The organism is Empedobacter sp. UBA1574, assembly GCF_002322895.1.
Lineage (GTDB): Bacteria > Bacteroidota > Bacteroidia > Flavobacteriales > Weeksellaceae > Empedobacter > Empedobacter falsenii_B.
The window spans coordinates 19,996-33,644 of record NZ_DCOI01000029.1; the positions used below are offsets into that span (position 1 = coordinate 19,996).

10 protein-coding genes are annotated in these 13,649 nt (G+C 30.8%); 3 read left to right on the plus strand and 7 right to left on the minus strand.

Features of this window, described 5'->3' with window-relative positions; all coding sequences use genetic code 11:
* Nucleotides 1-79 precede the first annotated feature (79 nt).
* The 7 genes from B3578_RS08585 to B3578_RS08615 form a co-directional block, all read right to left on the minus strand.
* Entirely contained in the window at nucleotides 80-1,105 is a 1,026-nt protein-coding gene (locus tag B3578_RS08585; protein ID WP_291047859.1) for a hypothetical protein, read from the minus strand.
* Entirely contained in the window at nucleotides 1,095-1,901 is an 807-nt protein-coding gene (locus B3578_RS08590; RefSeq protein WP_291047860.1) for a molecular chaperone, read from the minus strand. The genes B3578_RS08585 and B3578_RS08590 overlap by 11 nt, the downstream gene beginning before the upstream one ends.
* A gap of 49 nt (nucleotides 1,902-1,950) precedes the next feature.
* On the minus strand, nucleotides 1,951-2,520 hold the full coding sequence (locus tag B3578_RS08595; protein WP_291047861.1) for a hypothetical protein: 570 nt from the start codon (nucleotides 2,518-2,520) through the stop codon (nucleotides 1,951-1,953).
* A gap of 169 nt (nucleotides 2,521-2,689) precedes the next feature.
* Complete coding sequence (locus B3578_RS08600) at nucleotides 2,690-3,553, minus strand: helix-turn-helix domain-containing protein (RefSeq protein ID WP_291047863.1); 864 nt, start codon at nucleotides 3,551-3,553, stop codon at nucleotides 2,690-2,692.
* Nucleotides 3,554-3,782: 229 nt separating this feature from the next.
* Nucleotides 3,783-4,526, minus strand: a complete 744-nt coding sequence (gene deoC, locus B3578_RS08605) for a deoxyribose-phosphate aldolase (protein ID WP_280045461.1) — start codon at nucleotides 4,524-4,526, stop codon at nucleotides 3,783-3,785.
* A gap of 9 nt (nucleotides 4,527-4,535) precedes the next feature.
* Nucleotides 4,536-5,009: an Lrp/AsnC ligand binding domain-containing protein gene (locus B3578_RS08610; protein WP_114998761.1), complete on the minus strand. Its 474-nt coding sequence runs from the start codon at nucleotides 5,007-5,009 to the stop codon at nucleotides 4,536-4,538.
* A 28-nt stretch (nucleotides 5,010-5,037) separates the two neighbouring features.
* The gene (locus B3578_RS08615; RefSeq protein WP_291047866.1) at nucleotides 5,038-5,985 is read right to left on the minus strand and encodes an endonuclease; all 948 of its coding nucleotides are present in this window, start codon (nucleotides 5,983-5,985) and stop codon (nucleotides 5,038-5,040) included.
* Nucleotides 5,986-6,337: 352 nt separating this feature from the next.
* Between B3578_RS08615 and B3578_RS08620 the strand changes: the two genes are divergently transcribed.
* The 3 genes from B3578_RS08620 to B3578_RS08630 all read left to right on the plus strand — a co-directional run bounded on the left by B3578_RS08620 (nucleotide 6,338) and on the right by B3578_RS08630 (nucleotide 13,621).
* A complete protein-coding gene (locus B3578_RS08620) occupies nucleotides 6,338-8,548 on the plus strand; it encodes an NADP-dependent isocitrate dehydrogenase (protein WP_291047868.1) in 2,211 nt (736 codons plus the stop codon).
* A gap of 225 nt (nucleotides 8,549-8,773) precedes the next feature.
* Nucleotides 8,774-11,128 (plus strand): hypothetical protein, encoded by a 2,355-nt coding sequence (locus B3578_RS08625; protein WP_286495255.1) that lies wholly within the window; start codon nucleotides 8,774-8,776, stop codon nucleotides 11,126-11,128.
* A 129-nt stretch (nucleotides 11,129-11,257) separates the two neighbouring features.
* A complete protein-coding gene (locus B3578_RS08630; protein ID WP_291047871.1) occupies nucleotides 11,258-13,621 on the plus strand; it encodes a TonB-dependent receptor domain-containing protein in 2,364 nt (787 codons plus the stop codon).
* Nucleotides 13,622-13,649: the final 28 nt, after the last annotated feature.

The window sequence follows — 13,649 nt, forward strand, 5'->3', positions numbered from 1 at the left end:
GCAAATTTTGTCCGCTAACAAGCATAAGCAGAATAAAAAATACGCTCCGAAAATAATTGATTGAAAAGAACATATTGTTTTACAAAGGTGTAATCGTGTACAACAAAGAAGTTGAATAATTCCCAGGTTTGCTATTCAAAATTTTATTATCCGACGGAGTTGTATAATAAATAATATTATACTTTTTTGAAGCTGTTTTAGAACTATTCGTCATCAATGATTGATTGTAATTCGAAAGTTTTATAACCTTAGAAAGATTATTTGTTTCGATGTCTTTTATCTGAACATTGATTGAATTTAATTCCAAATTCTGCGCATCACTTGATTGTAAATATTGATTAATCGACGAAACTTGAATATCGTAAGCTGTATCAGAAGAAACAATTAAGCCATTTTGATATTCTTTCTTCACACCATTTCTATAATCTTGTATTGTATTGAAAACCAATTCTGCATTTACAGCAGAACCATCGACCGCAATAGAAAACGCCGGAGCTGATTCGTAATTTCCGTTTGGACTAATTTGCATTTCAATCGGAAAAAGACTTTTACCAATCAGGGTTCCAAATTCATTCAATAAAGAAAACTCGAATTGAATTGGATAATTGTTCCATGATTTTAGAGCATTTAGATATGTTCCTGCATCTATCACAATATCATAATTCAAGACAATTGCACCATATTTTCCTGTAGTTGTAGCAATAGTCAAAGGAGAATTTCGGATAAAATAATTTGGAGAAAAACTCATCGCGATGTTATTCTGAATAACTCCTAATTGATTTAGCGTAGGATAATTCTCTGAATAATATTGAGAAGTTGTATAATTATTGAATTTCAATTTCAGTTTTTCGACAGGAAATTCTTTTTTCTCAGAATTTACAATAGGCGAAACAACACGCGCAACTAAAGACCAATTTTTATAATTTAATGCACCAGTCATATGCATTTGTACAGCCACAACATTAGACACTGTAACTCCACTACTTCCATTCACTAACACCCAACCTTTATTATGAGCATTTAACGTAAACTGAGCAGAAACTGCCATTGTCAACAATACTGTAATTGTTGAAACTATTTTCTGAAACAAATTATTATTTATCATTTGAGAACGTCAATTCAGCAATTTTCAATTGATCATCTTTCTCAAAACTTAAAGTTGAGGTAACAATATACGAGCCTTTTGGCAAATCCTTTGGCAATGGTATATATACAATTCTTTTATCATTGGGTAAACTATAGAAAACTGCATCTTGCAATTTTGTTTGTTGACCATTTTCTTGATTAATGATTTCATTTGTAATCGTTCCTTCGCTCCAAACATTTCCTTCATTGGAAATATTAAGCACCAAACGATTTTCAGTTTTATCGTAAACAAAATTTGTAAACTCTACATTTGTATCACGTGCAATATTTAATCGTTGATAAATTTTGATACCTGTACGAATCGAGAATATAATATTTTCTCCACTTTTGTTTTGTCCAGCAATCGGATTTGTTTGCGTGATGTACATCATTGCTGTATGCACACTCTCTGTATTTATCTTTTCTGGAACTTGCATCAGAACTTCTATTTCTTTCGATTCTCTTGGCAAAAGTGTAAATGTATTACTTGGTAAAACTGTGATCCAGTTTGCATTACTTGTTGGTAAAGTATTAGGTTCAGAGACTACATTACCTCCAAACTCATCATACTTCCAATCATTAAAAGAAACAGACAACTCTAATGTATGTACATCACTTACATTGGTTACCATAATCTTTTTACGCTCAGACTCACCAGGATTTAACGCAAAATAAGTCCTTGGTGGACTTACAGTAATACCTGATTGTGCACTAATCTTAGTTGAAACGATTAAAGCTAAAAAAGAAACGATTGTTAAAAAACGAAGAACTTTCATAAGCAAAAACAGAAGTGATATTTTTCAATATCACTTCCTATTTTTTATATTATTGTGCTTCTATTGTATAAGTTACAGTAGTTGTATACACGGTAGGATTCTCAACATTGTTATATTTGTTAACATAAGCGTCTCCTCCTGTTCCACTATACGCAACGTTAAATTTTAAATTTGTACCACCAACATTACTAGAAATCAAGTTTTTGTCTGATTTATCTAATGTAACTGCACTGAAAGTTGATCCTGATTGATTCCCTGTACCTAAAGTTGCTACTAAGTTAATTGTATTTACAGCGATTTGATCAGTTTTTCCGTCTTTTGTAAAAACTAAATTTTCATCATCAGATTTCACTTTAACAGCAAAACCGCCAGTACTATATACAATTAAGTGGTCGTTCATGTTTGCAGTTACACCCTTAGAATAATCATCTTTAGTCTGATATACTAAATCAACTGTATTATTACCACCAATAACAATTGTTTGAATTGGCTTTAGTTTTACGTTTAATGTTGCTGTTGCTGTTTTAGGCCCAGGCCCAGTCGTAGTGTTATCTTGAGCGAAAGCTGTTCCAGAAACTAATCCACAGAAAATTGTTAAAAAAAATGCTAATTTTTTCATCATTTTAAAATTTGTTAAAAATTTATTAAAAAATATTTGTTAAATAAACTGGTAGTTTATATATTTAAGATTGGTTATTCTCAAATGCGATGCAAATGTAGTAGTTGTTTTTTATTCTTAAAAGATTAAATCATACCAAAAGATGATGAAAAACGACATTTCTAACTATTTAATTCGGAGTGCTTTGTCTGAATTTAGTCGGAGAAATCCCCGTGTTTTTCTTAAAAAACGCAGTAAAATTGGTCTCTTGAAGGAAATTGAGTTCCAGCGCAATGTCTTTTATTGACATTTTTGAGTTGACTAATAAAATCTTTGCATTTTTAATCAATTCTTCAACAATCATTTCTTTTGCTGTTTTACCAAAAACGATTTGAGTTGCTTTATCTAACCTTCTTTTTGTAATAAAAAGTTTATCACTGTAAAAAGATACTTGTTTATTTTCCTTGACATTTTCTTGCAAAAGTTTTTTGAATTTTGTCGCAAGTTCTACATCAAAATCATCTTGTATAAATTGGCTTTGCATATCAAATGTTTCCATTTGACCATTGATAATAATACGTTCCAAAAGATTATGAGCAAGCTTCATATCTAATTTATTTTCGAATGCAGTAAAGAAATATTGCAAATAATTAGCCTCAAAAATTGGAGCAGAACAAATTGTATTCTCAACAATATTTATAATATCTCGCGAAAAAAGTGTAGAATTTTCTAACTTCAAGTTCTCTTCGATTGATTTTGAATAAAACTCTTGTTTAAAAACAATATAATAAGCATCTGTACGAGTAGTTTGTTTCACAAATTCTTGAGAGATATTGGGAGCTATAAAAAGAAAATGATTTTTAGGAATCGAATATTCTTTTCCATTTATTTTATGAACAAATTTTTTAGAACCAGACCAGATTATTCCAAAATACTCATCAACAGATAACTCTTTTCTCAATTTTTCTGTATGTAGGATATCATTCAATTCAAATGCAGTTATACCTACATCAAAAACCAAATTATTATAAACTTTACGATTATTCCACAACATACGTCTATACTATTTTATCAGTGTTATCAATGCAAAATTAGGACCATTTTTAACCAAATTACTTGATATAAATCAAGTTATAATTTTAGTGCTCCAAAAATAATAAAATACAATATGCTATTTAAGTATTTTAAAAAATTAACTAAAAAAGAAAGCTTATTTTTAATGAATAAAAAAAAGTCTCAATAAATATTGAGACTTTTAAAACGTATTTTAATGTAGAAATTTTCTAATAACCGTCTGCTCCTTGCTCTCCTTTTACAATCGCCAATGCAGAAGATGTTCCAATTCTTTTCACGCCTAAAGCGATCATTTTTTCAGCTTCTTCTGTTGTGCGAACTCCACCAGAAGCTTTCACTGGAAGTGAACCTGAATTTTCAAGCATCAATTTAATAACATGCTCGTTTGCTCCATTTGGTTCTCCATTTTCAGTTTTATAAAAACCTGTAGAAGATTTTACAAAAACTTTTGATGCATTTTCTTCACCTGCTTTCTCTAAAACAGTATCACGAATTAATTGTGTTATACCAACAATCTGTTCATCTGTTAAAGCAGCAGTTTCGATAATCCATTTTACAACTTTACCTTCACGCAATGCGACTAATGTTGCAGCTTCTACTTCTTCTTTTACTTTATCACTATCACCTTTTTTGAACGCTTCGTAGTTTACTACAAAATCTAATTCATCGGCTCCATCAGCAATTGCTTTTTGCGCTTCTCTCAACTTTTCATTCAAATCGTAAGTCCCTTCAGGAAAACCAATTACAGTTCCCAAAACAACATTCGATTTTTTCTCATCTAATAATTCACGAACTGATCTTACATAATCAGGACGAATCATTACTGCATAGATATCATTATCAATAGCTTCTTGTGCTAACTTATGCACCATCTCTAATGTATCAGAATTCGAAATACCTGCTTGTTCAGGTGTTTTAAGATACGTCGAGTCTAAATATTGATTAATATTCATCTTTGTATATTAAAGTTTTATTTGTCTATCTATTGGTTGCTCCAACGAAATTATAGTTTCTGTACGTGTAACGCCATCAATTTGCTGAATTTTTTTGTTCAACACATTCATTAAATGTAGATTATCACGACTCAAAATTTTAAGGAAAATCCCGTAATTTCCCGTTGTAAAATGAGCTTCCACTACTTCTGGAATCTCTTCCAAAGCTTTCACAACTAATTTATAAGAAGAAGGTTTGTCCATAAAAACACCAACAAATGACATCGTTGAATAACCTAAAATTGAAGGATTTACAATTACTTTTGTCGAATCAATCACTCCAGAAGCTTCTAATTTCTTGATACGTTGATGAACAGCCGTATTTGATATACCTAATTCTTTTGCTAATTGCGAAACAGGTATATTAGCATTGTCCATAAAGGCATTCAGAATCAACTTATCGATTCCGTCAATCTCAACCTGACCATTTTCGTGGATTCTCACCTATTCTTAAAATTATACCGCTACAAATTTAATATTTTAAAATGGTATAAACGGGAAAATGGTCGCTATATCCACCGAAATATTTTCCGCCAACAAAAGTTCTGAATGGCAAACCTGTAGATTTTCCGCCTGTATTCTTCAAAAAATCAGCATCAAAAATATCTGTTTTTATATATTCTAAATTTGTGTGAGAAGTAAAAAATCCTTTCGAAAAAAGCTGTTGATCAAACAACATCCATTGTTTTTTAAAAATCATCGAACCTCTTTTATAGGATTGTAGACTGACCATTGGATTGAATAATTCGTTTCTGTTTATTTCTTCTTGTTTAGAACGAGTATCCAATTCATCAATTAAGTCAGAATTTGTTGGAGAATCATTAAAATCTCCCATCACTACAATTTTTTCCGAATAATTTTCGGTTAACAAATCGTTAATTCTTTTTCGAATCGTTTTAAAAATATGTTGACGTTTTAATTGATTGACTTCTTTATCAATTTTAGAAGGTAAATGAACAATAAAAAGATGAATAATTTCGCCAACTAAATTTCCTTTCACATATAAAATATCCCGTGTGTAAGATTTTGTATCATATTGATCTTTAAAGATAAATCTAATTGGTTCGCTTTCTAAAACTTCAAAAAATTGTTGACGATAAATTAATCCAACATTTATTTTTCTTTCGTCTAATGATTCATATAAAAGTGTTTTATAATCGCCATCTTTCAAAAAATCATTTTGAATCAAATCTTCTAAAACTTCTTCATTTTCAACCTCAGCCAAACCAACCAAATATGGCAATTCATTTGTTTCTAATTTACCAATTTTAGAGATGCAAAATGCAATCTTATTCACCTTTGTATCATAACGATTATCTTTCCATTTGATAAAATTACTGGGCAAAAAAGATTCGTCTGAAGATTTAGAATAAAAATTTTCGACATTATAAAATGCGATTGTCGCTAAATTTTGTTTCAAAAGAATTGTTTTCTGCAAAATTAAGAAAGAAACTAAGTTTATAAAAATTGGTTTCTTAAGAAGCATTAAAAAGACGACTTTCTCAAAAGTGAACTTATACATAAAGTTGAAAAAAAAATCAGTCAAAAATTATCAACTTGAACAATTTTCTTTCAATAAATTATCAACTTGACTACCTATCAAAAATCATGTTAAAAATTATACTAAAATTAGTGTAAATGATTGATTTATGGTCAATTTAATCTGCTAAATATTGTATATTTGCAAAGTTTGCAGTTTCTGCATTCAAAATTGAAAAAATGTATTTTTAATTGACTATTATTAAAATAGTCTCAAAAAAATTTAAAACATAATGTCAAAAATTCATTACACACTTACGGATGAAGCTCCGATGTTGGCAACTCACTCATTTTTGCCAATCGTACAAGGATTCACGAAAACAGCTGATATTACAATCGAAGTTCCAGATATTTCTTTAGCTGGACGTATTTTAGCTAACTTCCCTGAATTCTTAAAAGAAGAACAAAGAATTCCTGATGCTTTAGCAGAATTAGGAGCTTTGGCGACTACTCCGGAAGCAAATATCATTAAGTTACCTAATATTTCGGCTTCTGTTCCTCAGTTAGACGAAGCAATTGCAGAATTGCAAGCGAAAGGTTTTGCTGTACCAAATTATCCAGCTGAACCAAAAAATGAAGATGAAAAAGCAATCAAAGCTAGATACGGAAAAGTTTTAGGTTCTGCTGTAAATCCAGTTTTACGTGAAGGAAACTCTGACCGTCGTGCACCGAAAGCTGTTAAAAACTATGCAAAAGCTAATCCTCACAAAATGGGAGCTTGGGCTACAGACAGCAAAACAGAAGTTGCTTACATGAAATCCGGTGATTTCTATGGTACTGAAAATTCAACTACGTTAGAAAACGCAACTGAATATACAATCAAATTTTACGGAGAAGATGGTTCTGTTCAAGAATTAAAATCAGCAGCACCTTTAAAAGCTGGAGAAGTAATTGATTCTTCTGTAATGAACTTAAACTCTTTAAGATCATTTGTTCAAGAAGCGATTCAAGAAGCAAAAGACAAAAACGTATTATTGTCTGCTCACTTAAAAGCAACAATGATGAAAGTTTCTGATCCAGTTATTTTTGGAGCTATCGTTGAAACTTTCTTTAAAGATGTTTTCGTAAAATATGCTGATACTTTCAAAGCATTAGATATTAATCCAAACAATGGTTTAGCTGATTTATTCGAAAAAATCAAAGGTCAACCTCAAGAAACAGAAATTAAAGCTGCAATTGAAGCTGATTTAGCAAACGGACCACGTGTAGCAATGGTGAATTCTGATAAAGGAATTACTAACTTCCACGTTCCTTCTGATATTATTGTTGATGCATCTATGGCTGCATTGGTAAGAAACGGAGGTAAAATGTGGAACAAAGATGGTGCTGAAGAAGATACAGTAGCTATTATTCCAGACCGTTCTTACGCTGGTTTCTACGAAGCTGTTGTAGACGATATGAAAGCAAATGGAGCTTTAGATCCAACTAAAATTGGTACAGTTCCTAATGTTGGGTTAATGGCTCAAAAAGCGGAAGAATATGGTTCTCACGACAAAACTTTCCAAGCTCCTGCAAACGGAACAATCAAAGTTGAAGACGCAAACGGAAACACATTATTAGAGCAAAAAGTTGAAACTTCTGATATTTTCAGAATGTCTCAAACTAAAGATGCTCCTATTCAAGACTGGGTTAAATTAGCAGTTAACAGATCTCGTTTATCTGATACTCCTGCAATTTTCTGGTTAGATAAAGGAAGAGCTCACGATCAACAAATCATCAAAAAAGTTGAAAAATACTTAGCTGATCACGATACAACAGGTTTAGATATTCGTATCATGGACGTTAAAGATGCTATGAAAGAAACTTTAAGCCGTGCAAGAGAAGGAAAAGATACTATTTCTGTTTCTGGTAACGTTTTACGTGACTACTTAACAGATTTATTCCCAATTTTAGAATTAGGAACTTCTGCTAAAATGCTATCTATCGTTCCATTAATGAACGGAGGTGGATTATTCGAAACTGGTGCGGGAGGATCTGCTCCAAAACACATCGAACAATTCGTAGAAGAAGGTTACTTACGTTGGGATTCTTTAGGTGAATTCTTAGCATTACAAGCTTCTTTAGAGCACGTTTCTCAAACACAAGGAAATGCAAAAGCTCAAACTTTAGCTGATGCTTTAGACGAAGCAAATGCTAAATTCTTAGCAACTGACAAATCTCCAGGTCGTAAATTAGGAACTATCGATAACCGTGGTTCTCACTTTTACTTAGCAATGTACTGGGCAGAAGCATTAGCAAATCAAACAAAAGATGCTGATTTAGCTGCTAAATTTGCTCCTGTTGCAAAAGCTATGGAAGAAAACGAAACAAAAATTAACGAAGAGTTAATTGGTGCACAAGGTAAACCTCAAGATATTGGTGGTTACTACAAAGCAGATTTTGCTAAAACAACTGCTGCAATGCGTCCATCTGCAACATTAAATGCAATTGTTGACGGAATTTAATCCAACAACATTTCTTTATAAATCAAAACCTCGAGAAATTCTCGAGGTTTTTTTGTTAAAGTCTTTTAATTAAATTCATTAACAAAAATTAACATTATTCGAGAAGAAAAATCGTCATTCAATCAAAAGTTATGATAAATTTTAATAAAAAGTATGAATGAAAATCATCTAAATAATGATAATTTTAAGAATTCAAATTCATTCTATTAGATTAATCATTCTCGCATGAAATATATTTATTTACTCGCATTATACTTTTGCTCGATTACAACTTTTGCGCAATCAAAATTGGAAACGGCTATAAAAAGTCTGGATACAAATTACGCTCAAGAAAAAGTTTATTTATTATTTGATAAGGAAGATTACATTGCTGGAGATAATATTTGGTTCAAAGCTTATACATTAAATGGCTACAAACCAAGCTTAATTTCTACAAATCTTATTGTTGAATTATACGATAAAGACAAAAAATTAATCGACCGAAAATTGGTTCCGATTGTGAACGGTGAAAGTGACGGAACACTGAATACCAAAAACGAAAACGAAGAAGGAATTTACTTTGTAAGAGCCTACACAACGTACATGACTTTCTTCTCAGAAGAATTTCAACATATCAATCAAGTCAAGATTTATAATCCAAATTCTAAATTAAAACTTGTTCCAAATCCAAATTTAAAATGGAATGCAAAAGCTTTTGCTGAAGGTGGAAATTTCATTCAAAATCAGACAACTAAATTTGCTGTAAGATTAAAATCGGACGGAGATTTACCAAAAAAATGGAATGGTTTTGTATTCGAGAAAAATAATCCTACCAATAAAATTACAACATTTGATAATCTAGATGAAAACGTTGCGACTTTTGCGTTGAGAGCAGAAGAAGGCAAATCTTATCAAGTACAATTAAATGACGAAAAAGGAAATCAACAAATTATTGATTTACCTGAAGCTAAAAAAAATGGGATTCTGATGAAAGTTGTTCGAAATAGCAAAGACATTGTGATCCAATTAAAAAGCATCAATCAAGAAAATCCTTTATTGAATCATAAAATTATTGGAACAATTAATAATGAACTTGTAATGAGTTCTCAAATTGTAAAAAGTGTGGAATCGGTTTCAACTTATGTTCCAAAAGAGGTTTTAGACAATGACAAAGGTATTTTGAACATTGCCATTTTTGATGCAAATGATATTCAGGTTGCTCATCGTTTGATATTTATCAATCCAAAAGAATCGTACAAAAAACCTGAAATTTCTTTCGAAACAACGGCTAATCCACGAGAATTAAACACAATTAAGGTAAAATATCCTGAAGAAATTAATTTTTCGGCTGTTATCAAAGATCAAAAAAATAATGATGAAGACAATTTAATTTCTGCAATGTTATTGACGCGAGATTTTAGTTCGAAAATTAATCATCCTACACAATATTTTAAAAATAATGAATTCTCAGAAAATCTGGATGCGCTTTTAATAACAGAAAAATGGAAAAGATTTAATTGGGAAGATTTAGTGGTTGGAAATATCGTAAAACCTACTATTGACAACGATCGTAGATATCTTTCCTACAAAGTGAAAGCATATAATAACGGGAGAGAATTGAGCAATGCTTCGTTGAGTATTATTTATAAAATGCAGAATAATGGAAAAGAATTTGCAACGCTTGATACTGATTATGAAGGAAACTTCGAGATGAATAATTTGTTTTATTATGGGCCAATGGCGATGAATTATTTCTTGAATTCGGAAAATGGAAAATCTGCCAACAACGGAACTTTAACTTTATCTGTTGTGCCAAATTATAAAAGTACAAGTTATAAATCCAAATTGCCTGCAACGCCTTATTTATTAGAAGAAATTACGAATAAAGAAGAAGTCGAGAAGCAGAATACGTATAAACAGAACATCAAAATCATCAATGATAAAAGTATTCGTCTGAAAGAAGTTGTTGTAAAAGCGGATAAAAAATCGAAAACTGAGAAGCTGAACAATGAATTAAGTAGCGGAATGTTCAATAACATAAACGAAACTGTGATAGATTTCGTAAACGAATCTCAGCCAATAGAAGGTTATACAAATATTATGGACTTTTTAGCTGGACGAGTTGCAGGATTAACGGTTTCTAACGGAGTTCCAAAAATTAGAAATTCTGAAGTTGCAATTTATTGGAACGAAATGAAAATGACTTCAGATAATTTAACTAGTATTAATCCTAGAGATATTGCGATGGTAAAAATTTTCAAAGGCGCTGGTTTACTTGGTAATGCAATTGCAATTTACTCTAAACGAGGAAGTGATGCGCCAGTTGATAACACGCCTATGTTACCTAATAATTTAATTCAAATTGGTGGTTATAATCAATCCCTTCCATATTTTAACAATGATGATTACGAATCGCTTTACAACGATGTTCCGAATGACATAAGAAGTACTTTATTTTGGAATCCTAATTTGTATACAGCTCCAGGAGAAGACACAGAAATAGAATATTTCAACAACGATAAACCAAAAGATTATCAATTAACTATAATTGGTTTCGATGAAAAAGGAAATCCTGTTTATTATGAAGGAAAAATAAATTAAATCAAAAACCTCAAGAGATTCTCGAGGTTTTTGGTTTTAATCAAATTCGTCGATAATATAGTAGGGTTTGTCGATTTTAAAGTTCAAAAAGAATCGATTTGGAGAATATTTGTTTAAAATTAATTCAACATGAAAACATTTATTCAACTTATCATTTTATTTAGCGCTAGTTTTCTATTTGCTCAAAACTATACACTAACAGGCGAAGTTATGGAGCAAAATAAAGCGCTTCCTTATGTTGACATTACCTTATCTAATCAAGACACAATTATCAATTTAACAACAGATGAACTTGGAAAATTCGCTATTGAAGCAAAGAAAAATACGTACAAATTTGAAATCAACTATTTTGAAGAAATTGTTTTTCAGAAAGATATTCAATTGAATAATTCTATCGATTTAGGAAAGATTGAAATTAAAACATCTACAAACTTGAAAGAAGTTGTCGTTGGAGCAGAAAAGAAAATCATGGAACGAAAAATCGATCGGTTTGTTTTCAATGTAGAAAATTCTACTTCAGCGGCTGGCGGAACTGCAATGGATGTTTTGCGCGTCACTCCTGGTTTGAATGTAACAAATGATAATATTGCGGTTTCTGGAAAAAATTCTGTAATGGTTTTGATTGATGACAAACCAACTTATATGTCACAAACGGATTTGATTAATTATTTGGAAAGTATTAGCGCTTCTGATATTTCAAAAATTGAAGTCATCACGACTCCGCCTGCAAAATATGAAGCAGAAGGAAATAGTGGAATTATAAATATTGTAACAAAAAAAATAAAAAATAATAGCTGGAATTCCACTATTGGAGCATCATATACGCGAAGTAAAAGAAACACAGAGCGCTACAATGCAGCTTACAATTTACAAAAAGATAAATGGACAGTTCAGACTTCGTTGAATGCTGGAGATAGAAGATTTCTGAGAACATGGAACAACGAATTATTTTTCTCTGATGCGCGCAGACACAACATTTCTTACACAGATTATATAAACAAATATCTAGGAGGACGATTCTCTGTTGATTATAAATTAACCGATAAATGGACAATTGGTTCTAAATTTTCATTCAACAATTCGAAATATAATTCAGAAAATCCACAAGAAATGTTTTTCAAGAATTTAACGAACGAAGTTTATCAAACAAATAAAGGAAATTCATTCGAAAATGGTAAGACGAATCAATCTTTGGTCAATCTTTATTCTGAATTTGCACTTGATTCATTAGGTAAAAAGATTTCATTTGATGCCGATTACGCCAATTATTCATCTCCTATGAATAGAACTTATGCAACCAATTCTTACAAAAATAATCAGTTAATAGAAGATTCTTTTTTTGGTGGAAAAAGTAATTTAAACAATCGTATTGAGAATTTTTCATCTAAAATTGATGTAGAACTTCCTTTAACAAATTTCAATTGGAGTTTTGGGGCTAAATTTTCGCAATCAAAATCAAATAATTTGGTTGAAGCATATAAAGCAGACGAAAATTACAACTATACATTTGATGAAAATTTGTCGAATCTTTTCAAATACAAAGAAAATAACGAAGCAATTTATTTGAACGGAAGTAAAAAGTTTGGAGAAAAATGGCAGATGCAAGCTGGTTTGAGATTAGAAGCAACACAAACAGAAGGTTTTTCGAGAGAAAATAATCAAACGAATAAAACAGATTATATCAAACTGTTTCCGTCATTTTATTTGTTGCATACTTTTGATAAAAGTAAAAGTTTAGGAATTAATTATTCGCGTCGTATCAATCGTCCAAATTACGAAAGTTTAAATCCTTTTCGAATGATACAAAACGAATATGTTTACAACGAAGGAAATCCTTTTTTGAAACCAGCTTTTACACACAATTTAGAACTTACTTTTACTTACAAAAAATTTGATACTCGACTTTATTATTCAAGTTTGAGAGATGGTGTCAATCAAGCTTCAATCATTGATGAGAACACAAAACATAATACTTTTGTTTGGATGAATTTTGTAGATTCGGATAGCTTTGGTTTGAGCCAAAATATGACGATAAATCCTACAAAATGGTGGTCAAGCGTTACTACTTTTGAAGTTTCTTATTCGAGCGCAAATGTTGCAATTTCTTCTAAGCGATTCAAAGGTTGGTCGAGTTCATTATTTTCGACAAATGATTTTACGCTTAATCAACAAAAAACGATGTTTATTAACTTGATTTATTTTCAAAATTTTGGAGAAACTTTCCAAAATTATAAACTAAAACCTTATGCTCGTTTCAATCTTTCGTTCAAATATTTGATGTTAGATAAAAAATTAGAATTGAGTTTGAATGCAACAGATATTTTCAAAGCGCAAGAATATTTATCACAAAATAACAATGGAATCGTACAAACTTTTGCGAATGTATGGGATACTCAAAGCATAAGAATTGGATTGAATTATAAATTCGGAAGTAATAAATTATCAGTAAAAAATCGCGAAACTGGAAATCAAGATGAAGTAAATAGAATGTAAAAATAATAATAAAAGACGATTTTATAAA